Raw genomic sequence first — 24,931 nt, forward strand, 5'->3', positions numbered from 1 at the left:
CGAGGAGCGGTCAGCCCTGCTGCGCGCCGGCCGGCACCGGGCCGGGGTAGTTCTCCTTGGTGAGCTGCGCGATGCAGCGCATGTTGGCGTTACGGAAGTACTCGGCGAACTTCTCCGGGCTGCTGGTGTCCCGCTGCTTCTTCAGGTACTTGGCGAGCTTGCCCTCGAGGTCGTGCACGCCGGACTGCTGGCCCATGTGCCGGCCGATGGCCCGGAAGTCGCCCTCGTAGTGGATGACCCGGACGACGATCTCGTCGCTGATGAAGACGGCGCTGCCCAGCAGTTGACCGACCTCCTCGCCCTGCTCGTTCTTGAGGACCGGGGTGCTGACCCGGCGGAAGCTCTGGAAGATCTCGGCGATCTCGTCCTCGTGTCCGGGAATGACGTCGTACCTGATCGCGGCGTACGGCATGCTCGCGGTCCTTTCGCGCGTGGTCGTCGGTTTCGGCGGGTGGCCGGACGGGGCGGCCTGGTGATCGCCAACTCCGCCGAGGCGCACGTTTCCATCGCCGGCTCGAAGGCGGATTGGGAAGGGCTCAAGCCAGGCGGAGTGACCGGCGGCCGCGTCCGCTGGTCACCGCGTTGCTTCGTCGCGGTCACCCGCGGCGACGTCCACCCGGGCGCGCGGACGACGACCGGCGCGCACCCGTCTCGGGTACGCGCCGGTCGTCGCAGTGGTCGTGCGGGGGAGTCAGACCACTTCGAGGTTGCTCATCATGACCATGTCCTCGTGTTCGAGGTTGTGGCAGTGGAAGACGTACTTGCCTTTGTAGCCGGTGAACTTGGCCAGCACCTCGACCACCTGACCGGGCAGGATGTCGACGGTGTCCTTCCAGCCGGCGTCCCGGGCCGACGGCGGCCGGCCCTGGCGGCTGAGCACCTGGAAGTGGGCCAGGTGCAGGTGCACCGGGTGGTGGACGTCGGTGACCAGCTTCCAGATCTCCACCGAGCCGAGCTTGGGCTGGGCGTCGATCCGCTTCGGGTCGAACGGCTTGCCGTTGACCGTCCAGATCTGCTTGCCGCCGGAGACCCCCTGGCCGAACAGGAACTGCCGGGTCTGGACGGCCATCGAGCGGTCGAGCTGCTCGAAGTCGGCCAGTCGGCTCGGCACCGTGCTGTCGTCCGAGGCGCTGCGGGCGACGTGGAACTGCATGATCGCGCCGAGCTTGCCGTTGTCCAGCTCGTTGCGGAGGGTGACCCTGGTGCCGACCTTGAACTTCGAGAAGTCGATGACCAGGTCGTACCGCTCGGCCGGGGCGATCTCGATCTTGTCGTGTCCGATCGGCGCGCCGAGCAGGCCCGAGTCACTGCCGATCTGGACGAACGAGCTGCCGTCGCTCGGCTTCGGGTCGAGGCTGAGGCCGTACCGCCGGGCGTTGGAGCCGTTGAGGACCCGGAACCGGTACCGGGTGTTCGTGACGTCCATGATCGGCCAGGGCGCGCCGTTGACCAGGATGACGTCGCCGAGCACCCCGTTGGAGAACTGCCCGGTCACCCCCGGGTCGTGCAGGTTGTGGTCGGCCGAGGGGTAGCGGAACGAGCCGTCCTCGGAGAAGGCCCGGTCGCAGATGAACAGCGGCACCTCCTGCTCCCCCTTGGGCAGCGGCAGGGCGTCCTCCTCGTCGTCCCGGACGATGTGGAAGCCGGCGAGCCCCCGGTAGACCTGGGGACCGGTGAAGTCCATCCGGTGGTCGTGGTACCAGAGCGTGGCGGCGGGCTGGTCGAGCGGGTAGATGTAGTCCTTCGTGCCCTGGCTGGTGTTGCCGGGGGCCATGTCGTGGCCGCCCATGCTGTCGCCCGGTTCCCAGCCGCCGTTGGGCAGGATGTAGTCGATCGGGTAGCCGTCGTGCTCGGGCGGGGTCTTCCCGCCGTGCAGGTGCACCACCACCGGCACGGAGAGTTCGTTGCGGTGCCGGACCACCGTGCGCCGGCCGGCGCGCGACTCGATGGTCGGCCCGGGGAAGGTGCCGTTGTAACCCCAGATCTCGGTCTTGTGCCCGGGAACGATCTCCACCTTGGCCGACCGTTGGGTGAGTTCGTAGAAGTCGGTGGTCCCGTCGGAGTTGGTCGGTTTCAGTACCTGGGGCCGGGGGAGTGGGACCTTGAACTGGTCCGGGACGTCGAGTTCGCTCTCCATCTTGGAACCGGTGCTGGAGCCGGACCGGGTGCCCAGGTTGTCACCGAGCCGGTCGCCGAGTTCCGAACACCCGGCGAGTGGGACGGCAGCGGCTGCGCCGCCCGCCAGCTGGATCAGACGTCGACGGCTCAGGTTCATGACAGCTCCTCACGAGGGAGACCGGCGGTGGGACAACCGGTCACGTGCCAGTACGCTACACGTAGCCACCCTACCTAAGCCGAATGGTGGCAGGCGGGGCTCGCCCACCCGGAGCGCCGGGACTCGTCCGACGCTCGAGCGGATCTCGCTACCGTCCGATCATGGCGGACACCCCGACCCACCGCGATCCCCGGTGGACCCACCGGCTCGGTTTCCTGGTGCCCAGTGTGAACACGGTCATCGAGCGGGACCTGCGACTGAGCCTGCCCGCGACGGTCAGCGCGCACGTCGCCCGGATGTCCATCATCCGGGACACCCCCGAGCAACTCGCCGCGCTCGCCGACCGCGTGCCCGAGGCGGCCACCATGCTCTCCCACGCCGCCGTCGACTCGATCGTCTTCGCCTGCACCAGCGGCAGCCTCTACCACGGTCTCGGCTACGACGCCGAGATCACCGAACGGATCACCGCCGCGTCCGGCGTGCCCGCCTCCACCACGTCCACCGCCGTGGTGGCGGCGCTGCGCTCGCTCGGGCTGAGCCGGGTGGTGCTGGTGACGCCGTACGAGCCCTGGCTCGACGAGCTGGTCGTGACCTTCCTGGGCGCACACGGCATCGAGGTGACCGCCACCGCCGGTCCGGCCCTGCCCGACCCGTTGGACACCGCCTCCGTCCCGCCGGAGGAGATCGCCGCCGCGGTCGTCGACCCGGGTGCCGCCGACGGCATCTTCGTCAGCTGCACCGCGTTCCGGGGACTGGAGGCCGCCCGGGTCCTGCGCGGGCGCTTCGGCCTGCCGGTCGTCTCCAGCAACGAGGCGACCTGCTGGGAGGGGCTGCGGCTGGCCGGTCGCGCACCGGAGGTGTTCCCCCTCGACGGATACGCCGACCTGTGTCGCTGAACCCCCGGACCACGCGGCTCGGTCCCGCGACCGGGAAGATCCGCCCCACCTAGACTGGACGCTTCCGCGGGCGTCCGGCTCGGGTCCGTCCGACCGCCGTCCGTCCACTTTGGCCCGGGAGAAGCATGCCCACGACTCAGAACCCGCGCCTGGCCGGGCTCGCCTGTATCCGCTGCGACCGCCGGTACGAGGTGGCCGACCACTCCACCGGTTGCCCGGCCTGCCTGGCCCAGGGCCGACCGATGAACCTGGAGTGCGTCTACACCCCGGGGGACGCCACCGGGGTCGACCAGCCCTACCTGCGACCGATCACCCTCGGCGAGGGGCGTACCCCGCTGCTGACCGACGTCCCCGGGGCGGTGCCGGGGCTGGACGTCGCCCTCAAGTGGGAGGGCGCCAACCCCACCGGCTCGCACAAGGACCGGTTCAGCGCGGTGGTGGTCAGCCGGGCGGTGCACGCCGGCTACGAGGGCATCGTCGCCGCTTCCTCCGGCAACGCCGGGGTGTCGCTGGCGACCTACTGCGGTCGGGCCGGGCTGCGCTGCGAGATCGCGGTCACCGACGACACCCCCGCCCGGGTGGTGGAGCTGATGCGCGACCTCGGTGCGGAGGTGGTCTCCTTCCCGCACAGCGAACAGCGCTGGAAGCACGTCGCCGCCTACCGCGACTCCCGCACCATGCTGCCGGTCACCAACTTCGTCGTCCCCCCGGTGGGCAGCAGCCCGTTCGGCATCGAGGGGTACAAGCTGGTAGCGGAGGAGATCCTCGCCGACCGGGCCGGCCGGGCGCCGGAGTGGGTGGTGGTGCCGGCGTCCCGGGGCGACCTCGCGTGGGGCGTCCACCTCGGCTTCCGGGAGCTGCTCGGCGCCGACGCGGTGCCCCGGATCTGCCTGGTGGAGCCCTTCCCCCGGGTCGCGGCGGTGCTCGCCGGCGCCGACGAGTACGCGACGTTCCCCGGCGCCACCCACGCGATGCCGTCACTCGGCGGCAACCAGCTCGCCGTCCAGGCCGTGGAGGCGGTCCGGCGGTCCCGGGGGCACGCCGTGGCGGTGGACGACGAGAGCGTCCTCGCCGAGACCCGCCGCCTCTGGCGGGCCGGGTTGCCGCTGGAACCGAGCAGCGCGGCCGGTCTGCTCGCCGTCTCCCGGGCCCTGGCCGCCGGGACGATGACCCCCGAGTCCGACGTCGTCGTGGTGGCCACCGCGCACGGTCTCAAGGGCATGTGACCGCGCCGCCCCGGTGGCGGTCCCCGTGGTCCGGGGTGGTCGACGCCGACCGCCCCGGAACCGTCAGCGGGGCGGCCCGACCGGCGCCCGGGATCAGCGCAGCTGCGACCAGAGCCGACGTTCCGTCGGGGTCGGGGGAACGTGGGGGATCAACCGCTCGGGGTGTCCGGCCGGCGGCGCGCCCGGTTCCGCCCCGGCCCGCAGCCCGCCCGGCCCGATCCGCGACGTCGGTCGCCCCGGCTCGCCGACGGTGGGTCGCCCCGGCTCGCCGATCGTCGACCGCCCGGTTCCGCCGCTCGTCGGCCGGTCGGTGGCCCTGGGACCGGCGACCGGTTCGTCGGGCGACGCGGCCCGAACCGCCGGTGGCGTGGCGGGAGGAAAGGCCTCGGGTGGCAGCGGCGCGCCGATCAGCGCCGCGCCGAACGTCTGCAACCCGGTGAACAGCTCCCGGGCGGCCTGGGTGGCCAGCCGGCCGCACCTGCTGAGAAACCTGTACGCGTCCATCCCGCCGTCCTCGTCCGCACGTCGTGTCGCGGTGACGGGGGCGGGCGTCGGGTGTCGGCGCGGTCCCGCCGTCTCCCGGCGTGGCACCAGGATGGTCGGCACGACTCGACGTGTGGTCGAGGGGCGATGGCGGCGACGGTGCCCGGACCGGATCGGCGAGGGCAACCGCCCTGATCATCCCAAATAGGGTATCTACCTGTAGCTAGGCTACCGAAGTGCCTTCGTGTAGATTGGCTACATGAGGCCAAACGCGTTGCGGGGGCACCTCGACGCCCTGATTCTCTCCGTGCTGGAGCGCGAGTCGCTGCACGGTTACGCGATCATGGAAGCTCTCCAGGCCCGCAGCGGCGGCGCGCTCGACCTGCCGACCGGCACCCTCTACCCGGCCCTGCGCCGGTTGGAGCGGGCGGGCTACGTGCAGAGCGAGTGGAGCACGGTCAGCGGCCGTAAGCGTCGGACGTACCAGCTCACCGCCTCCGGGCGGGGGGCCCTGGCCGACGAGCGCTCCGAGTGGCGGGACTTCGCCGCGGTGGTCGAGGGCGTGCTGCGTCCCGGCACGGCGGCCGGCTTCGCCTGAGTCGACCCGGTGCCGCCCGGTCCCCGGGTGGCACCGCGCGGCGACCGGGGTGACCGTCGCCGCAGAAGCGCGGTGCTCTCCCCGTGTCCCGTCCGACCGGGCGGTCCGTCCGGTCGAGGGTCAGGCGGCGCTCAGACAGTTCCGGCCCGCGACGCCGATTCCCGCCAGCGGGATGCCGAGGAACACCAGCGCGCTCGGCAACCCGGCCAGGCTCAGCGCGTTCGGGGTGAGCACGGTCAGCAGCACCCCGAGCACGGAGAAGACCACGCAGACCGCGAAGGCGAAGACCCCGGTGGCCCGGACGACCCGACGGCGCGCGCCGAAATAGCGCACGCCGTATCCGGCGGCGGTGGCGGCCAGGATCGCGGCGAAGAGGGTCGCCGTGCCCATCCAGCTGACCGCCTCGTCGACCAGCCGGTAGCCGGGGCTGTCGTACCCCACCCCGCCGGCCAGGTGCCGGGTCAGCCGCCACAGTACCGGCTGGGCGGCCAGCACGAAGAAGATCAACAACGCGGTACGGCGGCCCTGGGCCAGCCCCAGTTCGGTCTGGTAGTCGGGCGCGATCTCGGGCACCGCCCCGAACTCGGCGACCGCCCGCCGCTCGGCGTCGCGTCGGTCGAGACCGGCGTCCTCGTAGGCGTCGGCCGCGTCCATGAGACCGTCCCGCGCCTCGGCGAGGAGATCGGCCTTGGTCGCCCGGGGGCCGCGGAGGGCCTTGTCCAACTGGGCGACGTATGCCTCGATCATGTCCATCCGGAGCAGCTCCCTCGCCGGGACCATCGCATGGACGAGTATAGGCAAGTTGCGCCTCGCGTTCTCCTCAGGGAACGCCCCGAGATGACCCTTAGCTTCCCCCTCGGGGATGTCTCCGGCGATCCCGGGTGCCACGTTTCCACCGCTCAGCGCCATCGATGGGCCCGTTTCCCGGCGGAGCGGTGACGACAGAAATCCCGCGCATGGGACCGGCGTGGCGTGCAAGACTCCCGGCCCGTGGAACATGTCGAACTACACGCCCCTGGGCTGCTGTTGCGTCCCTGGCGCGAGGAGGACGCCGCAGACGTCCTGGCCGCGCTGCGCGACCCGGAGACGGCACAGTGGAACCCGTCCGCTCCCGGGCTGGATCTGGCCGGGGCGCAGGACTGGACCCGGGCCCGCGCCGACTGGTCGGCCGGCACCCATGCGTCGTTCGCCGTCACCGACGTGACGAGCGGGGCCCTGGCCGGTTCGGTCTCCCTGCACCGCATCCACGGGGACGAGGCCTCGATCGGCTACTGGACGGTGCCCGGGGCCCGGGGGCGGGGCGTCGCCACCGCCGCCGTCCGGTCGGTCACCGGTTGGGCGTTCGGGTCGCTCGGCCTGCACCGGATCGAGCTCTGCCACGCCGTGGCGAACCCCGCCTCGTGCCGGGTCGCCGCACGTGCCGGCTATCCGTTGGAGGGGACGTTGCGCGAGTCCCACCGCTACGGCGACGGCCGCCGCCACGACGAGCACCTGCACGCCCGGCTCGCCACCGACGGGTGAACGGACGGAGCCGGCGGGACTGTGCCCCACCGGCTCCGTCGGGTGGCCGGCCCGGCGGCCGACCGACGTCCGGTCACCGACCCGTACCCCGGGACGGCGTCAGGTGCATCCGGCCGAGCAGGTCCTGCGCCTGGTCGGCGAACTGGGCGTCGACGGTGACCGCGTACTGGCCGGCCCGCAGCGAACTGGCCGAGGTGAAGTCGCGGCGACCACCGGTCATCGCATGGGCGATCGCCCCGAACACGGCACCCCAGATCGCGCCGACCACCATGCCGACCAGGATGACCGCGGCCCAGGCGCCGGTGGTGAAGATGCCGAACAGCAGGCCGATGAAGAGCCCGAACCAGGCTCCCGTACCGGCGCCGACCAGCGCTGACCGGCCGGTGGTCATCCGGCCGAGCACGGTCTCCACCAGGGTCAGGTTGGTGCCCACGATGGCGGTGTGCTCCACCGGGAACCGGTTGTCCGCCAGGTGGTCCACCATCCGCTGGGCGGACGGATAGTCCGGATACGACCCGATGGTCACGGTGGGGCGGTCACCCTGCGGGCCCCGGCCGTCGTCGAACGGCATCGTCTGGCCGGCGGGACCGGACGGCATCGTGCCAGCGCCTGCCGTCCACGGCTGCCCGGCGGCGGCCGGAGTCGAGGATCTGGTCATGAGCTGCCTCCTTCGCCTCGACCCTCCGCGTTCCCGCCCGCCGCGCCCGGTAACCCGGTCGGCCCGTGGCCACCCCCGGGATGGTCGGCGCGGTCGGGGCGAATGTTCGATGGGCCGGCCGGGTAGGCCGTCGTGTGGAGAACGCACGGATCAGCGAGCACGGTTTCCTCGCCGACGGGTGCACCGCCGTTCTGGTGGACCGGTGGGGCACCGTGGACTGGTGGTGCCCGGCCCGCTTCGACGCGCCCTCGGTGTTCGGGCGGATCCTCGACGAGGACGCCGGACACTGGTCGGTCCACCCGGACGGCCGGTACGAGTGCGAGCGCGCGTACCTGGACGACACGCTCGTGCTGCGGACGGTCTTCACCACCCCGCACGGGGCGGTCGCCGTCACCGACGCCCTCGCGATCGAGCCCGGCGCGCGGGGCCACGAGATCGGCCGCCGTCCGCCACGCATGCTGGCCCGCGTCGTGCACGGCCTCTCCGGCACCGTCGGGATGCGACTGCACTACCGGCCCCGCTTCGAGTACGGCCGGGTGACCGCCTACCTGACCGACCGGGACGGCCTGGTCGAGGCGACCGCGGGCACGGCCACCCTGCGGCTGCGCAGCGACGTCCCGCTGACCTTCGGGGTGGGGGAGGCGAGCTCCCGGTTCGACGTCCGGGCCGGTGAGACGTACCGCTTCACGCTCGCCTGGACGCCCGCCGACGAGGGGCCCGGCGTGTCGGTGCCGGCGGCCGACGAGGTGGTGGCGGAGGCGACGGCCGGCTGGCGTTCCTGGGCGGCGTTGCACGACTACCAGGGCAGCCACCGCCCGGAGGTGCGTCGCAGCGCGATGGTCGTGCAGGGGATGACCTACCAGCCCAGCGGGGCGGTGGTGGCCGCGGCGACCACCTCGCTGCCGGAGGAGCCGGGCGGGGACCGCAACTACGACTACCGCTTCGTCTGGGTACGCGACTTCAGCCTGACCCTGCACGCCCTGTGGCGGGCGGCCTGCCCGGACGAGGCGAACCGTCAGTTCGCCTGGGTCGCCCGGGCGATGGGACGCATCGACGGCCAGCCGGCCCCGATCATGTACGGCGTCGAGGGCGAGCGGGACCTCACCGAGCACCGCCTCGACCACCTGCGCGGATACGCCGACAGCCAGCCGGTCCTGGTCGGCAACGACGCGTGGCGGCAGCGGCAGTCGGACGTGCTCGGCGAGGTGCTCGACGCGGCCTGGCTGATGCGGCACTACCTGGACCCGATGACGCCCGAGGTGCGTACCCTGCTGCGGGCCCTGGCCGACCAGGCGGCCAGCGACTGGCGGCGACCGGACTCCGGCATGTGGGAGGCCCGGGACGCCGAGCGGCACTACCTCTCGTCCAAGGTGCAGTGCTGGACCGCGCTGGACCGGGCGGTGCGCTTCGGCCTCCGGTTGGGCGACGAGGCGGACCTGACCCGCTGGGCGACGGCCCGGGACGAGGTCCGCCGGGCGGTGCTCACCCGGGGATGGAACGAGCGGGTCGGCGCGTACACCGGGGCCTTCGGCTCCGACGAGTTGGACGCCTCGGTGCTCGTCATGCCGTTGGTCGGGTTCCTGCCGGCCGACGACCCGCGGATGCGCGCCACGATGGCGCTCGTCGAACGCCGGCTCGGCCACGACGGGCTGCTGCGGCGCTGGGACGGCGACCCGGCGGGCTTCCTCATCTGCTCGTTCTGGCTGGTGGGCTGCCTGGCCCTGGCCGGCGAGCGGGACCGGGCCGAGCGGCTCTTCGACCGGCTCGTCGGGCGGGTCAACGACCTGGGGTTGTTCGCCGAACAGATCGACCCGGTCACCGGGGAGCAACTCGGGAACTTCCCGCAGGCGTTCTCCCACATCGGACTGATCAACGCGGCCGGCCGGCTGACCGAGGCCGCCGAGCGGGCCCGACCACGGGCGCACCAGCCCGTGCCGAGCGGCACGGGCACGAGGGAGGGAGCAGGATCGTGACCGGACGACTGGCGGGAAAGACGGCACTGATCACCGGTTCGGACTCGGGGATCGGACAGGCGACGGCGATCGAGTTCGGCCGGGAGGGCGCCGACGTGGTGGTGCACTACCTGCACGACCGGGAGGGGGCGGAGCACACCCGGGGCGAGGTCGAGGCGTCCGGCCGGCGGGCGATCGTGGTGCAGGGCGACATCAGCGACGAGCAGCGGGTCGAGTCGATGTTCGACGAGGCGCTGGCCGAGTTCGGCGCACTGGACGTGCTGATGAACAACGCCGGGGTGGACGCCTCCGGCACCCCGGTGGCCGACCTGGACACCGGGACCTGGGACCGGGCGATCCGCACCAACGTGTACGGGGCGTTCTTCTGCTCCCGCCGGTTCGTCCGGCACCGCCGCGAGTCCGGCGGCGGCGGGCGGATCATCAACACCACCTCGATCCACCAGGAGGTGGCCCGGGCCGGGGGCGCGGACTACGACACGAGCAAGGGCGCGTTGCTGGAGTTCGCCAAGACGCTGGCCCTGGAGGGCGCGCCGATGCGGATGAACGTCAACAACATCGCGCCGGGCATGGTGCTCACCCCGTTCAACCAGCAGGCGATCGACGACCCGAAGTACCTCGAGGAGCAGGTGCAGAGCATCCCGTGGAAGCGGGCCGCGGAGCCGCACGAGATCGGCCGGCTGGCGGTCTTCCTGGCCAGCGACGAGGCCGACTACGTCACCGGTTCCACGTACGTGATGGACGGTGGGCTCATGCAGAACCAGGGCCAGGGCGCCTGACCGGCGCGAACGTCCGGTGGGCCCCCGGCCGCGTCGGCCGGGGGCCCGGGGCGGGTCAGGTGGTGCAGGCGACGCCGTTGAGGGTGATTGCCCCGAAGGCGGGCAGGGTGGTGCTGGTGAAGGTGCCCTGGAAGCCGACACTGAGCGTCCCGCCGGTGGGCACGCTGCCGTTCCAGGAGACGTTACGGGCGGTCAGCCGGTTGCCGGACTGGCTCCACTCGCCGTTCCAGCCGTTGGTCAGCCGGACACCGTCGGCGACGGTGAACGAGAGCGTCCATCCGTTCAGCGCGGCGCCACCGTTGGTCACCCGGATCTCGGCGGTGAAGCCGCCCGTCCAACTGTTCGAGACGACCGTGGCGGCGCAGCCACCCCCGACCGGAGGCGTGGTCGGCGGGGGAGTGGTGGGCGGCGGCGTGGTGGCCGGGGGAGTGGTCGGCGGTGCGGTGGTCGCCGGGGGCGTGGTCGGGCCGGCCGCCATGGCCAGCTCGTACGCCCGCTGGGGGACGAACTGACCGGCCCCGGCGATGCAGCCGTCCGCCTCGCCCGGCAGCTTCACCCAGAGGAGCGCGGCGATCGCCGGGTCGCCGGTGTCGGTGGTGCTCGGCGTGCCGATCGCCCGGCCGGACGGATCGCACCACTCCGAGCCGGCCGGCCCGTTGCCGTTGCGGCTGGTGTCGACGACGGCCCGCAGGCCGGTGACCCCGGTGGCGGCGATCACCTGCTTGGCGTACGGGACGGCCTCGGCCGTGGTGCGGTAGTTCGACACGTTGACCGAGATGCCGTCCGCGCTGGTCGCGATCTCCGCGCCGACCAGCCGGGAGGCGATCTCGGCGGGCGCCAGCCAGGCCGAGTGTCCGGCGTCGAAGTAGACCCGGGCCTGCGCCGAGGCCGCCTTGAGCCGCTTGCCGGCGTACGCCATCGACGCCTTCGTCTCGGCCTGCTGGCCGGCGTTCTGGCAGCTCGTCATCAGCGGCAGGACGTCCGGCTCCAGGACGATGGTGGCCGGTCGGCCGGCCAGTCCGGCCGCGACCTGGTCGACCCACTGCCGGTAGGCGGTGTGGTTGGGCGCTCCACCGCCGCTGGCGCCGCTGCAGTCGCGGTTGGGGATGTTGTAGACCACCAGGATCGGGATCTTCCCGGCTGCGGCGGCGGCCCCGACGAAGGCGTCCACCTCTCCGCGTACGGTGGCGGTGTTGGTGGTGGTGAACCAGCGGGCCTGCGGGACGGCGGCGATCCGGTCGCGGATCACCGGCGCGCGCGAGTCGCCCGGGTTGGCGGCGACCCAGCGGGCCGCGGACGTGTGCGGGTCGACGTAGAAGGCGGATTCGGCCGCCGTGGCGGCCGGTGGGCGGAGCGCGCCCACCGCGATCGTTCCTGCGGCGGCGAAGGCGGCCGTCGCGGCGGTCGCCGCGACGAGCCGGGATGTCGTCCTCAATTCCCTCTCCTATCGAACATGCCCTATGGAAGCGCTCCCACGCCCACCTCAACGGTACGGCCCACCCACCCCGAAGTGAAGCCCCCGTCCGGTCCCGTTCCCGAATCGGTGACCATTGGGGCGACGATGCCGGGCAGCCGGACGTCACGACCGCCGCGACGCCGAGGCGGGGTGGACGGGGCACGCCGGCGGAGAGGGAGGTCAGTGGTGCGACTGGTGATCACGGCGGACACGCACGTGCCGAAGCGGGCCCGGGACCTGCCCGAACCGCTCTGGGCGGCGATCGACGCCGCGGACGTGGTGCTGCACGCCGGCGACTGGGTGGAGGAGGCGCTGCTCGACGCCGTCGAGTCCCGGTCCCGCCGGCTGGTCGGGGTGTACGGCAACAACGACGGGCCGTCGCTGCGTGCGCGGCTGCCCGAGGTGGCCCGGGTCGACCTGGCCGGGCTTCGGGTGGCCGTCGTGCACGAGACCGGTCCGCGCGCCGGCCGGGAGGTCCGGTGCGCCGCCCGGTTCCCCGACTGCGACCTCCTCGTCTTCGGACACTCGCACATCCCGTGGGACACCGTCGCGCCGACCGGGCTGCGGTTGCTCAACCCCGGGTCGCCGACCGACCGGCGGGCCCAGCCGTACGCCACGTACCTGACCGCCCGGGTGGCGGCGGGGCGGCTCGACCGGGTCGAACTGCACCGCCTGCCCCGGCGGTCGGATCACTGACCCCGGCCGGTCTCCGCCTGCAACTCGTCGATCCGGCGGGCCGCCGCCGCCTTGGTCAGCCCGTCCGGGACGTCCGTGCCGGCCTCCCGGGAGAGCGTGGCCAGGTACGACTCCTGGGCGGCCGTCGGTGGCTCGTCGCCGGTGACCCACTCGTCCGGGTCCTTGATCGCCCCACGGGGGTCGGCGTGGGCGCTGTCGCGGTCCGTCATGATCTCCACCTTTCCTCGAACAGGTGTGCCATTACCCGCCCGTCGGGTGCTTCATGCCCCCTGCCCGGCGTGCCGGACCGGCCGCCCGCCGCCGGCACATACGATCATGCGATGACTGGGGAACGGGCGCGGGTGATCGTGGTCGGGGCGGGCATCACCGGTGTGGCGTGCGCGCGGGAGCTGGCGGCTGCGGGAGTCCCGGTGCAGATCCGGGAACGGGCCCGGGTGGTCGGTGGCCGGATGGCCAGCAAACGCTTCGACGGCCGTCCCGCCGACATCGGCGCCGCCTACTTCACCGTCAGCGACCCGGACTTCGCCCGCGTCGTCGAGGGCTGGCGCGCCGCCGGACTGGCCCGGGAATGGACCGACACCTTCGTCGCGTACGGGGCGGACGGCCGGCGTGCGGCACCCGGACCGATGCGCTGGGCCGCTCCGGGCGGCCTGCGGTCCCTGGTGACCGAGTTGGCCACCGGACTGCCGGTGACGGTGGACCGGCTGGTGCTCGGCGTCGAGCCGGGACCGAGCGTCGACGGCACCCCGTGCGAGGCGGTGGTGCTCGCCATGCCGGGGCCGCAGGCGGCGCTCCTGCTCGACCCGGCGTTGGCCGACGCCACCCGCGCCGTGCAGGCGCAACAGTGGACGTCCACGCTCTCCGCGGTGCTGCGGTTCCCGCACCGCCGATGGCCCGACTTCGCCGGGGCGTTCGTCAACGACCACCCCGTGCTGACCGTGCTCTGCGACGACGGCGACCGGCGCGGGGACGGCGAACCCGTGCTGGTCGCCCACACCACCGCCGAGTTCGCCGGGCGGCACCTGCTCCAGCCGACCGGCGCCGCGGCGGACGTCGAGGAGGCCGTGCGGGACCTGCTCGCCCTTCCCGACCCGGCCGACCACGTGCACGTGCACCGCTGGACGTACGCGAAGCCGGCAGCCGGGCTGCCCGGGGCGTACCACCTGGACGACGACGGCGTGGGGCTGGCCGGGGACGCCTTCGGCGAGCCCCGGGTGCAGAGCGCCTGGCTCTCCGGGCGCAACCTGGGCCGCGCGCTGGCCCGCAGGCTGACCGCCTGACCCACGGTCGGCTCCGCCGGGTGGTTGCAGGGGGCCCTTGCTCGGCAAAAAGCGGTAGCAGGGGACCCCTGCTACCACCGCAGCGCAGGACCTGCTACCACCGCAGCGCAGGGAAGGACTGTTGCCGCCTCAGGGGAGGGCCGGCTCGGGGCGCACCGGGGAGGGGGTGCGTTCGCCGGCCCGGTCGAGCACCTGCATGACCGGGGTGGCCGCCACCCCGTGCACCACCACCGAGACGATCACCACCAGGCCGGCGGTGGCCCAGACCAGGTCGGCCTGGGGGAAGTCCGCCTTCGTGCTGGCGTACGCCAGGTAGTAGAACGAGCCCACGCCCCGGATGCCGAAGGAGGCGATCACCCAGTGCTCGGCCGGGCGGCCGGGCGCGCCGCGCAGCGACAGCCAGCCGGCGAGCGGCCGGACCACCAAGACCAACGCGAGCCCGACCAGCGCCGCCTGCCAGGTCAGCGGGGCCAGCAGGCCGCCCACCACGGCGCCCCCGAAGAGCAGGAGCAGCAGGACGGTGAGCAGCCGTTCGACCTGTTCGGCGAAGTCGTGCAGGACGGCGTGGAACTCGTGTGTCCGTTCCGCCGAACGGATCGCCCGCGCGGCCATGAAGACGGCGAGGAAGCCGTACCCGCCGATCACCTCGACCAGCCCGTACGCCAGGAAGGTCGCGGCCAGCGCGAGGAAGCCCTCGGCGTGCCGGGCCAGGCGCAACTCGCTCGGCGCGCGGAAGAACAGCTTGCCGAGCAGCCAGCCGACCAACAGCCCGCCGGCCACCCCGGCGGTGATCTTCCAGAGCAGGTCGACGGTGAGCCAGCCGGCCAGCCAGTCCGTCGGGGCGAGGCTGGTCGAGGCGATGGCGATGGCGGCGTAGACGAAAGGGAAGGCCAGCCCGTCGTTCAGGCCCGCCTCGGAGGTGAGGGCGAACCGGACCTCGTCCTCGGAGTCCTCCACGTCGGTCGGCTCGCCCACCTGCACGTCGGCGGCGAGGACCGGGTCGGTCGGCGCGAGCGCCGCCCCGAGCAGCAGCGCGGTCGCCGGCACGAGCCCGGCCCACCACCAGCCGAGCAGCGCCACGGCGGCGATGCAGAGCGGCATCGCGACGGCGAGCAGTCGCCAGGTGGACGACCAGCGTCGCCAGCTGAACGGTCGATCGATCTTGAGACCGGCGCCCATCAGGGCGACGATCACGCCGACCTCGGTGAGGTGGGTGGCGACGGCCGGGTGGGCCAGCGGGTCCGGGACCGGTAGCCCGGTGGGCAACAGGAAGATCAGCATGCCGAGACCGAGGAAGGCGATCGGCATGGAGAGGGGACGCCGCTCCAACATCCGGGGCAGGATCCCGGCCAGCAACGCGCCGACCCCGAGTACCGCGAAAGCGACGTCCACCGGCTCCACGACTCCACCCCTCGCCTCGCCCGTGGGACCCGGGCAGGTGGAGACCAACTGTGCCCCGTGGAACGGTTGTCTATGCCTTCACATTCATGTCGGCGTCGGTGTGGTCGTGCCGTCGACCGAGAACCGGGGAGTCCGCCAGGCTGGCCAGGAGCGCGCCGGGGTCGTCGTAGACCTCGACCGCCCCGGCCCCGGCCAACTCGGCGCGTCCGGTCCCACCGCAGGTCAGGCCGATGCAGGGGATGCCCAGGCGGCCGGCGGCGGCGACGTCCCAGACCGAGTCGCCGACGAAGACCACCCGTTCGGCGGCCAGACCGGACTGCTCCAGCGCGGCGACCAGGATGTCCGGCGCCGGTTTGCCCTGCTGCGCGTCCGCCGACGAGGTGACGGTGTCGACGACGTCGTCGGCGTCGAGCGCGGCGCGCAGCGCCCGTACCTCGTGCTCGGCCGCCGAGGTCGCGAGCACCACCCGCAGCCCTCGTTCGGCGCAGGCCCGCAGCAGGTCGGCGGCGTGGGGCAGCGGCGTCAGCCGGTCCGCGTACCCGAGGAAGAGGGTGTCGTGGGCGGCGCGGAGCCGGTCGTCGGAGGCGCGGTCGCGTTCCGGGCCGAGCAGGTGGTCGAGAAGGCGGTCCGATCCCATGCCGATGGACCGGTGGATCAGCGCCATCGGCACCGCGTGGTCGAACTGGCGCAACGCCTCCCACCAGGCCACCGTGTGCAGGTAGGTGGTGTCGATCAGAGTGCCGTCGACGTCGAACAGGACACCGTCGGAGCGGGCGGCCATCGCGTCCTCCCTCCTGCCGGGGCGGACGCGCCGCCCGGCGACCTCGACCCGGCGACCTCAGCCCGGTGGAACGAGGATCTCGAACCAGACCGTGGAGCCGCGCACCGTCGGATCCGTCCCCCAGGCGTCGCTGAGCTGCTCGATGAGTCCCAGTCCACGGCCCCGACTGCTCAACGTGTCGGTCTGCGCCTTCGTCACGGTGCCCCGGGTCCCGGAGTCGGCGACCGACACCAGCAGCCGCTCGGAGCTGAGGTCGATCTCGACCCGGGCGGCGGTGCCGGCGTGCAGCAGGGCGTTGGTGGTCAGCTCGCTGGTGCACAGGACGGCGGCCCCGATGATCGACTCGGGCACCCGCCAGTCGGAGAGCTGCGCGGTCATCCAGTGCCGGACCCGGCTCGGCGCGGTCGGCTCGGCGGGCACCTCCATGCTCGCCGACCGGCTCGGCATCAGCGCGTGCTCCACCGCGAGGACCGCCACGTCGTCCTCGGTCGCGTCGGGCACCGCCGCGGTCGCCACCGCGCAGAGCGCCCGGGGGTCGCCGCTGGCCGCCCCGGCGACCGCCTCGGCCAGCCCGGCCAGGCCCACCGAGAGGCTCTGCCGGCGTCGCTCGACCACGCCGTCGCTGAACAGCAGCAGCGTGTCGCCGGGGGCGAACCGGACCGTGGTGGTGCTGGGCCGGCAACCCAGACCCAGCGGGGCACCGGTCGGCACGTCGAGGTACTCGGCGGTGGGCTCGGCGTCGGTGGAGGAACACCGGCGCAGCAGCGGGGCGGGGTGCCCGGCGCTGGCCAGGGTGAGCCGTTCCCGCCCGGCGTCGATCACCCCGAAGACGACGGTCACGAAGAGCTCGTGCGTGCCGGCCTCGGCGCCCAGGCTGGCGACCAGACGGTCCAGCCCGGCCAGGACGGCGTCCGGGCGGGATTCGGTCAACGCCAGAGCGCGCAGCGCGGCGCGTACCTGCCCCATCCGGGCCGCCGCCTGCACGTCGTGGCCGGCGACGTCACCGAGGACGACACCCAGCCCGCCGTCGGGCAGGACGAAGGCGTCGTAGAAATCGCCGCCGGCCGCGTTGCCGTCCACTCCGGGGTCGTACCGGGCCGCGATGCGTAGCCGGGGCAGGTCCGGCAGGTGCTCCGGGAGCATGCTGCGTTGCAGCAACTGGGCGGTGCCGTGCTGGGTCTCGAAGCGACGGGCCCGCTCGCCGGCCTGTGCGATCAGCTCGGCCGAGGCCGCCAGGAGCGCCCGCTCGGCGGCCGACCAGGCGTGCGCGCGTTGGTACCCGACGCTGAGCCCGCCGCGCAGCGCCGGCGTCCGCAGCGGCAGCGCCGCCAGCGCCCGGATCTTCTGGTCGTGCCGGTCGGTCGCCGCCGCCGCGAGCGGTTGGCCGTCCGCGGTGAACAGCGGCACCCCGGCACGCGCGGTCACCACCAGCGGCAGCGGCGAGTCGTCCGGGTAGCGCCGCCAGAGTGGGGGCAGCCGCTCGTCGGCCTCGTCGAGCAGTTCGCCCCGGACCCGACGGACGACGCGCCAGCCGCCGCCGTCGTCCACCCCGAAGGCCACCCAGTCGGCGTCGAACGAGTCGAGCGCGTACCGCAGCGCGACCCGGGCCACGTCGTCCAGGGTGAGCGTGCCGGAGAGGGCGGCGGCCAGCTCGCTCAGGCTCTGCAACTGCTCGGTCACCTGGGTGGTCTCGGCCGCCACGGTCAGCACGCCGACCACCCGCCCGTCGCTGTCCCGCACCGGGGAGCAGCCCCGGGTGAAGACGGCCTGTTCCACCCGGCCGGTGCCGTGCCGCACGATCGGCAGGATCGACTCCTTCTCCAGGGTGGGAGTGCCCTCGTGGAAGGTGCGTTCGACCAGGTCGCCGACTCCGGGGAGGGACCAGATCCCGGCGAAGACCTCGGCCGCCGGACGGCCGACCGCCGGGTGGGCGGCACCGACCAGTTCGGCGTACCCGTCGTTGTAGAGCAGCAGGAACTCCGTGCCGAGGGTCAGCGCCATCGGCACCGGCGAGGCGAGAACCAGGTCGACGACGGCCCGGACCGCCGGATCCCACTGCTCGATCGGTCCGAGTGGCGTGCCGGACCACGGATGGCCGAGGACGAGAGCCGCCGTGCCGACGCTGGCGGCCCGCGGGATCGGGGCGGGTGAAGCGGGGACGTGCCCGACCGTGCCTGGCATGTGACGCAGCCTATCCGGCGTGGTCCCGTGGTGTTCCGCCTCGTGCCCCGGCCGCTGGCGACGGCCTCCTGTTCCCGCCGTCCCGACCAGGCCGGACATGTCCGGAAAATGGCCCCTGCTGCTCCGGGTTGGTGCTTCCTCGGCGGGGTATGCGGGCGGCGCAGACCAGGCGACAGGAGGGACATGATGCGGAAAACCCTCGCGGTCAGGCAGGTCGACATCGGCACCGCCCTGACCGACATGTGGAGGTCGGTGCTGCTCTTCGTTCCGAGAGCCATCGCCTTCATCGCGATCCTCGTGGTGGGCTGGATCATCGCCCGCGCGGTGCTCAAGATCGTGGACACGGTGCTCGAACGGGTGGGATTCGACCGGGCGGTCGAGCGGGGCGGGATCAAACGGGCGCTGGAGCGCACCCGGTACGACGCCAGTGACATCCTGGCCCGGCTGGCGTACTACGCCGTGCTGCTGTTCACCCTGCAGTTCGCGTTCGGGGTGTGGGGGCCGAACGCGATCAGCGACCTGATCTCGGGTGTGGTGGCATGGCTGCCCCGGGCCTTCGTCGCGATCGTCATCGTGGTGGTGGCCGCGGCGATCGCCAAGGCCGTCAAGGACCTCGTCACCGGGGCGCTCGGCGGGCTCTCGTACGGCAAGGTCCTCGCCGACCTGACGGCGATCTTCATCCTCGCGCTCGGTGTGATCGCCGCGCTGAACCAGGTCGGTATCGCCACCACCGTGACGACGCCCGTGTTGATCGCGGTGCTCGCCACCGTGGCCGGCATCCTGATCGTCGGTGTCGGCGGTGGTCTGGTGCGGCCGATGCAGGCCCGCTGGGACCGCTGGCTGGACCGGGCCGCGGAGGAGTCACGGGCGGTGCAGATGCAGCGACAGGCCCAGGCGGCCGGACGCAGCGACACCGAGCGGCAGATGGCCGACCGCGGGGGTGCGCCGCGCATGCCGGCGGGGACGGGCTCGGCGGCTCCCTACGGTTCCGGGGCGATGGGCGAGGAGACCCAGCAGATCCGCCGCGCCGAGTGAGCAGACGGTGTGGCACCACCAGGGGAGGACGTCCGGTGCGGGCGTCCTCTCCGCGTGCGGGTCCGCCCGGCCGGTCAGGCGGTCGTGGAGATCGGTCGGGCCAGCGCGCAGACCGCCAGCAGCCGGGTCAGCACCCAGTCCGGGGCCGTCCAGTCGGCCGGCCCGCCGGGTGGGGTCCAACCGTGTTCCGCGGCCGCCGCGCGGACGCCCTCGGCGTACCCGGCCAGGGCGGCCAGGGTGAGCGGCCGGCGGTCCCCGTCCAGGCTGTCCCGGACGGCGGCGGCGTGCTGGTCGACCTGGGCGAGGAGGTCGGGCCGGCGGACGGCGGCGGCCAGCCCCTCGGTGCCGATCGACACGGTCAGGGCGGCGATGGAGGCGCGCGCCACGCCCACCGCCGTGCCGGTGGCCAGACCCCCGCTGAACTGCGCGTACATGGGAAACGAGAGTAATCCCGCCGGGACCGCGTCGACCTCGTCCGGACGGTGGGGGCGGGCTCGGCCACCGGGGGGAGTCTGCCCGGACATGCGTGACCTGCCCCACCTTCGGGCACTACCCGGACGCACCGGAACGGCGAGCGGAGGCACCGATGGCACCACACGGGGACGGACCGGACGAGCGGCACCGCCGCCCCACCGGGGTGGACGACGGGACGATCGCCGCGCTCGGGCGGCTCAGTGAGGCGCTGGAGACCGTCGAGCGGGCCCGGGGGCATCTCTACTCGCTGCACCAGTTGATCGGCCACGCCGACCTGATGCTCGACGACGTCGTCGAACGGTTCCGCGCGGCCGGACACGACGGGATCGCCGACCGGATCGCCGGGGAACTGCTGGGCCGCAACGTCATCGCCGGCCGGTGGACGTTCCAGGTCGTCGAGGACTTCGACGACGGGTACTACGCCCTCTTCCGCGACCTGGACCGGCAGGCCCGCGACGAGCTCGTAGGGGGCCGGCGACACCTGTACGAGGCGGAGATGAAGGAGCGCCGGAGGACCCGGGGACGCCCCGGACACGAGGCCCGCCCGGACGGGACGGGCTGAGTCAGCCCCGCTCGCCGCCGCGTGCGTCGGCCGGCCGGCGTCGCCCGGCGTCGTCGGCGATGATCACGGTTGCGACCAGCATCGCGACACAGAGGCTGAACAGCCAGGAGCCGTCGGTGACCAGCCAGGCGGAGAGCGGCGCCTGCAACGCGGCGAGGAGGAAGCCGAGCCAGGCAAGGCGGCGCTGACGATCGCTGAGGAAGCTTTGGCCCTGTTGCATCCCGACAGTCTTGCGCGTGATGCCCGGATTGCCCTTCCTCCGTTCGGCCGATTCTGGATGACCTGTCCGGATCTCCGGCCGCGTCGCCGTTGCTTCCCCGGGGCGACGTGGTATTTACCACTGCCAACGTCGACGGGATGGGGCAGGATGGCCGGTCGTGCCGACCTCCCCCCGGGCCTCGCTGCTCCTGCTCGCCTACCTCGCCTTCGTCAGCCTCGGCCTGCCGGACGGACTGCTCGGGGTCGGCTGGCCCGCGATGCGGTCGGAGTTCGGGGTGCCGACCGAGGCGGTCGGCGTGGCGCTCACCGCCGGCACCGCCGGTTACCTGACCTCCAGCCTCCTGGCCGGGTTCGGCATCGCCCGGCTCGGGGTCGGCCGGCTGTTGGCCGCGAGCACCCTGCTGGCCAGCCTGGCGCTCACCGGCTACGCCCTCGCGCCCGGCCTGGCCGTGGTGGTGTGCTGCGCGCTGGTGCTCGGCCTCGGCTCCGGGGCGGTCGACTCCGGGCTCAACGCGTACGCCGCCGGGGCGTTCGGCCCCCGGCACATGAACTGGCTGCACGCCTTCTTCGGCCTCGGGGTGGCCCTCGGTCCGCTGATCATGACCGGGGCGATCGGCACCGGCCTCTCCTGGCGCTGGGGGTACGGTCTCGTGGCCGCCGGCCAGCTCGCCCTGGCCGTGGCGTTCGCGCTGACCGTCCGGGCCTGGCGGGACCGGGGCGCGGTGGCCGGACGGCCCGCCCCACCGGCCAGCGTGCCGGTCCGGCAGACCCTGCGGCTGCCGGCGGTCTGGCTGGGCGCGCTCGGCTTCGGCGTCTACGCGGCCATCGAGATCGGTGCCGGGCTCTGGGCCTTCCTGCTGCTGACCGAGGGGCGGGGGCTCGGCGCGGCGGCGGCCGGCATCTGCGTCTCGGGGTACTGGGTGAGCCTCTTCGTGGGCCGGGTCGTCCAGGGGGTGATCGCCGAGCGGTTCGGCAGCGGCCGGGTGCTCTGGGGGAGCCTGGTCGGCCTCGCCGGCGGCGCCGTCCTGGTGGCCCTTCCCGGCCCGGCCTGGCTGGCGGTGGCCGGTCTCGCGGTGATCGGCTTCGCCGCCGCCCCGGTCTTCCCGCTGCTCACCCTGACCACCGCCGACCGGGTCGGCGGGGCGCACGCCGACCGGGCGATCGGGGTGCAGATCGCCGTCGCGGGGCTCGGCGGTGCCCTCGGCCCCACCGCGATCGGGGTGCTGCTCGGCCGGACCTCGGTCGAGGCGCTCGGCCCGGCGCTCGTCGTACTCGCCGTCGCGCTGATCGCCCTGCAACTCGCCGCCACCCGCCGTCGACCCGCCTGAGGTGGTAGCAGGGGACCCCTCCTCCTCGTGAAGCGGTAGCAGGGGTCCCCTGCTACCACCTCAGCGCGCCCAGGGCGGGGTGTGGAGGGGTGGGGCGGGGGATCAGACGTCGGGGCCGGTCCGGCCCGTGGGCGAGGGCCGGTACGCCCGCTGGGCGTCGGTCGCCTCCCGCTCGTGGTCGCCCTCGGCGGCGGTGTGCCCGTCCGCCGGGATCGGCCCGTGGCCGAACGCGGACTCGTAGCCCGCGTCGTTGCCGGTCACGTCGTCGGCCTGCCCGTCGACCGGGGAGGTCGCCACCGCCTTGTCCAGTTCGCTGAGCGGGAGCCGCTGTTCGTCACGCCACACGGCGCCGTCGTTGTCGGTCATGCCCTCGCCGTACCCCCGGCCCCTGTCGGCAAACCGCCCCGGCCAGCCGGCCGGAGGGCGGACACGGCGACGGCCGCCGGGTGGTCCGGCGGCCGTCGGAAGAACGCGTACGGGTCAGGGCTGCGGGCGGTCGACCTTGCCCCGCCAGGCGCCGGTCTCCTGACCGCGCCGCTCGATGAACGACTTGAACCGCTCCAGGTCGCCCTTGGCGCGGCGGTCCACGACGCCGAGCTTGTCGCCGGCCTTCTCGACCAGCCCGTGCGGCTCGAACTCCAGCTGGAGGGTGACCCGGGTGTGTCCCTCGTCGAGCCGGTGGAAGGTGACCACCCCGGCGTGGTCCGTCCCGCCGGTGGAGTTCCAGGCGACCCGCTCGTCCGGGAGCTGCTCGGTGATCTGCGCGTCGAACTCCCGCTTCACCCCGCCGATCTCGACGGTCCAGTGGGTCATCGTGTCGGAGAGCTGCCGGACCTCCTGCACGCCCTCCATGAACTGGGGGAACTCCTCGAACTGGGTCCACTGGTCGTACGCGGTCCGGATCGGGACGTCCACGTCCACGTGCTCCATAACGCCACTCATCAGGGCATCCTCCTCATCCATAAGTCGGTACGGGTCGGGGGTGACCCACCTTTCACCAGCGCTGTGTCTCGTTCTTGTGGCCCAGGGCCGCCCACACCTCGGAGACCGTCTGGTACCGGGTGCCGGCCGGAAGCCGTTCCAGGTCCGCGATCACGTCGTCGGGCGCCTCGTTCTCCCGAGCGCTGCCCAGCAGCGTCTCGCGGTCGCCGGGCAGCGCCGACAGGCCGATGAACCGGCCCAGCCGGCTGCGCTGTTCCACGTCCCGGGAACTCATCCCCTGCGGGGCGCCGGTGCGCAACTCGCCCGCCGGCGCCGTGGTCGCGCCCGGTTGGTCCTCGCCGGCCGGCTCGGGCTCGCGGAACTCGTCGACCCGTGAGCCGGCGGCACCCGGCCCCTGCACCAGGCCACTGACCTCCTGGCTCATCTGCTCGTCGAGCCGGGGTCCGTGCTTGCTGCTGCCTCGTTCCATGCTTACTGCGCTACCCGGGCGGGACCGGGATAAACCGCTCCGCCCGCACCGGCGGCGACCCGTGGGCGACCGTGCGCCGTCCCGGCCGGCCCGGCCGGGGTCACGACTCGGCGGCACGTTTCGGGGTGAGGACCGGCTCCTCGGGCGCGGGGACACCGGCCTGCATCATCCGACCGCGTTGCAGTTCGGCGTTGATCTGCACGCCGAACATCAACGCGCAGTTCGACAGGTACAGCCACACCAGGAACGCGATGACCGCGCCCAGGCTGCCGTACGTGACGTCGTACGAGCCGAAGTTGGCCACGTACAGGCCGAAGCCGAAGGAGACGAGGGTCCAGGCCAGCAGGGCCACCGCGCCACCCACGGTGAGCCAGCGGAACCGGGGCTGCCGCACGTTCGGGGCGATCCAGAACAGCAGGGAGAGCAGCACCATCAGGACCATGGCGAGCACCGGCCACTTCGCCACGCTCCACGCGGTACGCGGCGCGTCGCCCAGGTTGAGCAGGTTGCCGACGGCCTCGGCCACCGGACCGCTGACGATCAGTCCGGTCGCCACCACCGCCAGCAGCACCAGGGTGAGCGCGGCCAGCCCGATCTGCAACGGACGCAGCCGGTAGAACGGCCGGCCCTCCTCGACGCCGTAGATGGCGTTGGAGGCGCGGGTGAACGCGCCGATGAAGCCCGAGGCCGACCAGAGCGCGCCGAGCAGACCGAAGCTGAGCAGCGCCTTCACCCCGGCCCGCTGGTCCACCACCCCCTCGACCACCCCGACCACGCCCTCGTTGGCCACCACCGACCCGGCCCCCACGTCGCGGGCCAGGTCGATCAGGGTGTCCACGGTCCGGTCGCCCTCGGAGACCAGCCCGACCAGGGCCACCACCACCACGATCGAGGGGAAGAGGGCGAGCACGCCGTAGTAGGTCAGGGCCGCCGCCCAGTCCGCGCAGTTGTCCTTGACGAAGTTCCGCCCGCTGCGGACCAGCACGCCCCGCCAGGTGGGCCAGCTCAACTGCCGCAACCCGGGTGGGACCCGCCCGTCGCGCGCTCCGCCGGCCGGTGCGGTCGGCTCCGTCGTCGTCGCTGCCATGACCGCTCCCTGCCGTCGCCGCCGCACCCCGGCCCGCCGTCGCGCCCGCGCCACGGTCGGCGCGCTCCGGTCCCGCCGGGCCGGAACCCGGCGGTACCCGGGCGGGAAGTTCGACAAACCCGGAGGCGCCGTTTGCCGCTGCCGGGGCGGGGAACGGTCAACCCGGGAAGCAACCGACGCGGAGGAGGACGACATGCCAGGGCGTGAGGTACTGCCCAGCACCGTCCGGCGCTCTCCTGAGAAGGCGCAACGGACCTGGGCGAAGACGCACGATTCGGCCGTGGAGACGTACGGCGAGGGGGAGCGGGCGCACCGCACCGCCTTCGCCGCGCTCAAGCACGAGTTCGAGAAGGTCGGCGACCACTGGGAGCCGAAGGGCCGCAAGGGGCCCAGCGACCGGCAGGCCGCGGGCGGCGGGCCGGCCCGGCGGGCACCGACCGCCGGTGGGGTGGACGCCAACGCCACCAAGGACCATCTGATGGAGGTCGCCCGCAAGCTGGACGTCCGGGGGCGGTCCCGGATGACCAAGCCGGAGCTGGTCGACGCCATTCAGAAGGCCAACGACCGGCGGACGCGCACGGCGCGCGGGGACTGAGCCCACCCGGGTGGCGGGC

Annotated in this window: 28 protein-coding genes; 12 read left to right on the top strand and 16 right to left on the bottom strand. The window is 73.4% G+C overall.

All coding sequences use genetic code 11. From position 1 onward, the window contains the following. Window positions 1-10: 10 nt before the first annotated feature. Both QSK20_RS18425 and QSK20_RS18430 read right to left on the bottom strand, forming a co-directional pair. Window positions 11-412, bottom strand: a complete 402-nt coding sequence (locus QSK20_RS18425; RefSeq protein WP_285789825.1) for a SchA/CurD-like domain-containing protein — start codon at window positions 410-412, stop codon at window positions 11-13. A 279-nt stretch (window positions 413-691) separates the two neighbouring features. Then, window positions 692-2,275: a multicopper oxidase family protein gene (locus tag QSK20_RS18430; protein WP_285789826.1), complete on the bottom strand. Its 1,584-nt coding sequence runs from the start codon at window positions 2,273-2,275 to the stop codon at window positions 692-694. A gap of 161 nt (window positions 2,276-2,436) precedes the next feature. Here QSK20_RS18430 and QSK20_RS18435 point away from each other — a divergent pair, with 161 nt between their 5' ends. Continuing rightward, window positions 2,437-3,171: a maleate cis-trans isomerase family protein gene (locus QSK20_RS18435; protein WP_285789827.1), complete on the top strand. Its 735-nt coding sequence runs from the start codon at window positions 2,437-2,439 to the stop codon at window positions 3,169-3,171. A 125-nt stretch (window positions 3,172-3,296) separates the two neighbouring features. After that, complete coding sequence (locus QSK20_RS18440) at window positions 3,297-4,397, top strand: threonine synthase (RefSeq protein WP_285789828.1); 1,101 nt, start codon at window positions 3,297-3,299, stop codon at window positions 4,395-4,397. Between the two features lie 93 nt (window positions 4,398-4,490). On the opposite strand, the gene QSK20_RS18445 is transcribed toward QSK20_RS18440, so the two are convergent. Then, complete coding sequence (locus tag QSK20_RS18445; protein WP_285789829.1) at window positions 4,491-4,901, bottom strand: DUF6059 family protein; 411 nt, start codon at window positions 4,899-4,901, stop codon at window positions 4,491-4,493. A 238-nt stretch (window positions 4,902-5,139) separates the two neighbouring features. Between QSK20_RS18445 and QSK20_RS18450 the strand changes: the two genes are divergently transcribed. Then, window positions 5,140-5,478, top strand: coding sequence for a PadR family transcriptional regulator (locus QSK20_RS18450; RefSeq protein WP_285789830.1), 339 nt, complete (start codon window positions 5,140-5,142; stop codon window positions 5,476-5,478). A 120-nt stretch (window positions 5,479-5,598) separates the two neighbouring features. Here QSK20_RS18450 and QSK20_RS18455 read toward each other — a convergent pair whose 3' ends face one another. Then, on the bottom strand, window positions 5,599-6,258 hold the full coding sequence (locus QSK20_RS18455) for a permease prefix domain 1-containing protein (RefSeq protein ID WP_285789831.1): 660 nt from the start codon (window positions 6,256-6,258) through the stop codon (window positions 5,599-5,601). Between the two features lie 210 nt (window positions 6,259-6,468). On the opposite strand from QSK20_RS18455, the gene QSK20_RS18460 reads away from it, so the two are divergent. Next, window positions 6,469-6,999 carry a GNAT family N-acetyltransferase gene (locus QSK20_RS18460; RefSeq protein WP_285789832.1) on the top strand — a complete coding sequence of 177 codons (531 nt, stop codon included), beginning with the start codon at window positions 6,469-6,471 and terminating at the stop codon, window positions 6,997-6,999. Window positions 7,000-7,072: 73 nt separating this feature from the next. Here the strand turns inward: QSK20_RS18460 and QSK20_RS18465 are convergent, their stop codons facing one another. Then, entirely contained in the window at window positions 7,073-7,657 is a 585-nt protein-coding gene (locus QSK20_RS18465; protein ID WP_285789833.1) for a general stress protein, read from the bottom strand. A 134-nt stretch (window positions 7,658-7,791) separates the two neighbouring features. Here QSK20_RS18465 and QSK20_RS18470 point away from each other — a divergent pair, with 134 nt between their 5' ends. Both QSK20_RS18470 and QSK20_RS18475 read left to right on the top strand, forming a co-directional pair. Further along, the gene (locus tag QSK20_RS18470) at window positions 7,792-9,630 is read left to right on the top strand and encodes a glycoside hydrolase family 15 protein (protein WP_285789834.1); all 1,839 of its coding nucleotides are present in this window, start codon (window positions 7,792-7,794) and stop codon (window positions 9,628-9,630) included. After that, entirely contained in the window at window positions 9,627-10,406 is a 780-nt protein-coding gene (locus QSK20_RS18475; RefSeq protein WP_285789835.1) for a glucose 1-dehydrogenase, read from the top strand. The genes QSK20_RS18470 and QSK20_RS18475 overlap by 4 nt, the downstream gene beginning before the upstream one ends. Before the next feature lie 55 nt (window positions 10,407-10,461). On the opposite strand, the gene QSK20_RS18480 is transcribed toward QSK20_RS18475, so the two are convergent. Further along, a complete protein-coding gene (locus QSK20_RS18480) occupies window positions 10,462-11,841 on the bottom strand; it encodes a glycoside hydrolase family 6 protein (protein WP_285789836.1) in 1,380 nt (459 codons plus the stop codon). Between the two features lie 207 nt (window positions 11,842-12,048). Between QSK20_RS18480 and QSK20_RS18485 the strand changes: the two genes are divergently transcribed. Beyond that, a complete protein-coding gene (locus QSK20_RS18485; protein ID WP_285789837.1) occupies window positions 12,049-12,558 on the top strand; it encodes a metallophosphoesterase family protein in 510 nt (169 codons plus the stop codon). Here QSK20_RS18485 and QSK20_RS18490 read toward each other — a convergent pair. Beyond that, complete coding sequence (locus tag QSK20_RS18490) at window positions 12,552-12,767, bottom strand: DUF3072 domain-containing protein (protein ID WP_285789838.1); 216 nt, start codon at window positions 12,765-12,767, stop codon at window positions 12,552-12,554. The two genes, QSK20_RS18485 and QSK20_RS18490, sit on opposite strands and share 7 nt — an antisense overlap. Window positions 12,768-12,878: 111 nt before the next feature. Here QSK20_RS18490 and QSK20_RS18495 point away from each other — a divergent pair, with 111 nt between their 5' ends. Next, a complete protein-coding gene (locus QSK20_RS18495) occupies window positions 12,879-13,838 on the top strand; it encodes an NAD(P)/FAD-dependent oxidoreductase (RefSeq protein WP_285789839.1) in 960 nt (319 codons plus the stop codon). 129 nt (window positions 13,839-13,967) lie between these two features. Here the strand turns inward: QSK20_RS18495 and QSK20_RS18500 are convergent, their stop codons facing one another. The 3 genes from QSK20_RS18500 to QSK20_RS18510 form a co-directional block, all read right to left on the bottom strand. Further along, window positions 13,968-15,239 (bottom strand): cation:proton antiporter, encoded by a 1,272-nt coding sequence (locus tag QSK20_RS18500; protein WP_285789840.1) that lies wholly within the window; start codon window positions 15,237-15,239, stop codon window positions 13,968-13,970. Between the two features lie 70 nt (window positions 15,240-15,309). After that, on the bottom strand, window positions 15,310-16,020 hold the full coding sequence (locus QSK20_RS18505; RefSeq protein WP_285789841.1) for an HAD family hydrolase: 711 nt from the start codon (window positions 16,018-16,020) through the stop codon (window positions 15,310-15,312). A gap of 57 nt (window positions 16,021-16,077) precedes the next feature. Next, the gene (locus QSK20_RS18510; protein ID WP_285789842.1) at window positions 16,078-18,201 is read right to left on the bottom strand and encodes an ATP-binding SpoIIE family protein phosphatase; all 2,124 of its coding nucleotides are present in this window, start codon (window positions 18,199-18,201) and stop codon (window positions 16,078-16,080) included. Between the two features lie 186 nt (window positions 18,202-18,387). Here QSK20_RS18510 and QSK20_RS18515 point away from each other — a divergent pair, with 186 nt between their 5' ends. Beyond that, window positions 18,388-19,236, top strand: a complete 849-nt coding sequence (locus QSK20_RS18515; protein ID WP_285789897.1) for a mechanosensitive ion channel family protein — start codon at window positions 18,388-18,390, stop codon at window positions 19,234-19,236. 74 nt (window positions 19,237-19,310) lie between these two features. On the opposite strand, the gene QSK20_RS18520 is transcribed toward QSK20_RS18515, so the two are convergent. Further along, window positions 19,311-19,670 carry a DUF6401 family natural product biosynthesis protein gene (locus QSK20_RS18520; protein WP_285789843.1) on the bottom strand — a complete coding sequence of 120 codons (360 nt, stop codon included), beginning with the start codon at window positions 19,668-19,670 and terminating at the stop codon, window positions 19,311-19,313. Window positions 19,671-19,822: 152 nt separating this feature from the next. Here QSK20_RS18520 and QSK20_RS18525 point away from each other — a divergent pair, with 152 nt between their 5' ends. After that, window positions 19,823-20,272 carry a hypothetical protein gene (locus QSK20_RS18525; protein WP_285789844.1) on the top strand — a complete coding sequence of 150 codons (450 nt, stop codon included), beginning with the start codon at window positions 19,823-19,825 and terminating at the stop codon, window positions 20,270-20,272. A 1-nt stretch (window position 20,273) separates the two neighbouring features. On the opposite strand, the gene QSK20_RS18530 is transcribed toward QSK20_RS18525, so the two are convergent. Further along, window positions 20,274-20,492, bottom strand: coding sequence for a hypothetical protein (locus QSK20_RS18530; RefSeq protein ID WP_285789845.1), 219 nt, complete (start codon window positions 20,490-20,492; stop codon window positions 20,274-20,276). Between the two features lie 157 nt (window positions 20,493-20,649). On the opposite strand from QSK20_RS18530, the gene QSK20_RS18535 reads away from it, so the two are divergent. After that, entirely contained in the window at window positions 20,650-21,819 is a 1,170-nt protein-coding gene (locus QSK20_RS18535) for an MFS transporter (RefSeq protein ID WP_285789846.1), read from the top strand. 102 nt (window positions 21,820-21,921) lie between these two features. Here the strand turns inward: QSK20_RS18535 and QSK20_RS18540 are convergent, their stop codons facing one another. From QSK20_RS18540 to QSK20_RS18555, 4 genes are all read right to left on the bottom strand, one after another. Further along, complete coding sequence (locus tag QSK20_RS18540; RefSeq protein ID WP_285789847.1) at window positions 21,922-22,185, bottom strand: hypothetical protein; 264 nt, start codon at window positions 22,183-22,185, stop codon at window positions 21,922-21,924. 114 nt (window positions 22,186-22,299) lie between these two features. Continuing rightward, window positions 22,300-22,761, bottom strand: coding sequence for an SRPBCC family protein (locus tag QSK20_RS18545; RefSeq protein ID WP_285789848.1), 462 nt, complete (start codon window positions 22,759-22,761; stop codon window positions 22,300-22,302). A 52-nt stretch (window positions 22,762-22,813) separates the two neighbouring features. Beyond that, window positions 22,814-23,230 (bottom strand): DUF2795 domain-containing protein, encoded by a 417-nt coding sequence (locus QSK20_RS18550; protein WP_285789849.1) that lies wholly within the window; start codon window positions 23,228-23,230, stop codon window positions 22,814-22,816. A gap of 100 nt (window positions 23,231-23,330) precedes the next feature. Next, complete coding sequence (locus tag QSK20_RS18555; RefSeq protein WP_285789850.1) at window positions 23,331-24,317, bottom strand: YihY/virulence factor BrkB family protein; 987 nt, start codon at window positions 24,315-24,317, stop codon at window positions 23,331-23,333. A 193-nt stretch (window positions 24,318-24,510) separates the two neighbouring features. On the opposite strand from QSK20_RS18555, the gene QSK20_RS18560 reads away from it, so the two are divergent. Then, window positions 24,511-24,912: a ChaB family protein gene (locus QSK20_RS18560; protein WP_285789851.1), complete on the top strand. Its 402-nt coding sequence runs from the start codon at window positions 24,511-24,513 to the stop codon at window positions 24,910-24,912. Window positions 24,913-24,931 lie beyond the last annotated feature (19 nt).

The organism is Micromonospora sp. NBRC 101691, assembly GCF_030269285.1.
Taxonomy (GTDB): Bacteria; Actinomycetota; Actinomycetes; order Mycobacteriales; family Micromonosporaceae; genus Micromonospora; species Micromonospora echinospora.

Coding starts and splice junctions, on each gene's coding strand:
- QSK20_RS18515 (WP_285789897.1), top strand. CDS start 18,388: ATGCGGAAAACCCTCGCGGTCAGGCAGGTCGACATCGGCACCGCCCTG.
- QSK20_RS18450 (WP_285789830.1), top strand. CDS start 5,140: ATGAGGCCAAACGCGTTGCGGGGGCACCTCGACGCCCTGATTCTCTCC.
- QSK20_RS18510 (WP_285789842.1), bottom strand. CDS start 18,201: ATGCCAGGCACGGTCGGGCACGTCCCCGCTTCACCCGCCCCGATCCCG.
- QSK20_RS18540 (WP_285789847.1), bottom strand. CDS start 22,185: ATGACCGACAACGACGGCGCCGTGTGGCGTGACGAACAGCGGCTCCCG.
- QSK20_RS18530 (WP_285789845.1), bottom strand. CDS start 20,492: ATGCAACAGGGCCAAAGCTTCCTCAGCGATCGTCAGCGCCGCCTTGCC.
- QSK20_RS18425 (WP_285789825.1), bottom strand. CDS start 412: ATGCCGTACGCCGCGATCAGGTACGACGTCATTCCCGGACACGAGGAC.
- QSK20_RS18490 (WP_285789838.1), bottom strand. CDS start 12,767: ATGACGGACCGCGACAGCGCCCACGCCGACCCCCGTGGGGCGATCAAG.
- QSK20_RS18520 (WP_285789843.1), bottom strand. CDS start 19,670: ATGTACGCGCAGTTCAGCGGGGGTCTGGCCACCGGCACGGCGGTGGGC.
- QSK20_RS18560 (WP_285789851.1), top strand. CDS start 24,511: ATGCCAGGGCGTGAGGTACTGCCCAGCACCGTCCGGCGCTCTCCTGAG.
- QSK20_RS18555 (WP_285789850.1), bottom strand. CDS start 24,317: ATGGCAGCGACGACGACGGAGCCGACCGCACCGGCCGGCGGAGCGCGC.
- QSK20_RS18495 (WP_285789839.1), top strand. CDS start 12,879: ATGACTGGGGAACGGGCGCGGGTGATCGTGGTCGGGGCGGGCATCACC.
- QSK20_RS18545 (WP_285789848.1), bottom strand. CDS start 22,761: ATGAGTGGCGTTATGGAGCACGTGGACGTGGACGTCCCGATCCGGACC.
- QSK20_RS18440 (WP_285789828.1), top strand. CDS start 3,297: ATGCCCACGACTCAGAACCCGCGCCTGGCCGGGCTCGCCTGTATCCGC.
- QSK20_RS18550 (WP_285789849.1), bottom strand. CDS start 23,230: ATGGAACGAGGCAGCAGCAAGCACGGACCCCGGCTCGACGAGCAGATG.
- QSK20_RS18435 (WP_285789827.1), top strand. CDS start 2,437: ATGGCGGACACCCCGACCCACCGCGATCCCCGGTGGACCCACCGGCTC.
- QSK20_RS18445 (WP_285789829.1), bottom strand. CDS start 4,901: ATGGACGCGTACAGGTTTCTCAGCAGGTGCGGCCGGCTGGCCACCCAG.
- QSK20_RS18465 (WP_285789833.1), bottom strand. CDS start 7,657: ATGACCAGATCCTCGACTCCGGCCGCCGCCGGGCAGCCGTGGACGGCA.
- QSK20_RS18455 (WP_285789831.1), bottom strand. CDS start 6,258: ATGGTCCCGGCGAGGGAGCTGCTCCGGATGGACATGATCGAGGCATAC.
- QSK20_RS18505 (WP_285789841.1), bottom strand. CDS start 16,020: ATGGCCGCCCGCTCCGACGGTGTCCTGTTCGACGTCGACGGCACTCTG.
- QSK20_RS18525 (WP_285789844.1), top strand. CDS start 19,823: ATGGCACCACACGGGGACGGACCGGACGAGCGGCACCGCCGCCCCACC.
- QSK20_RS18430 (WP_285789826.1), bottom strand. CDS start 2,275: ATGAACCTGAGCCGTCGACGTCTGATCCAGCTGGCGGGCGGCGCAGCC.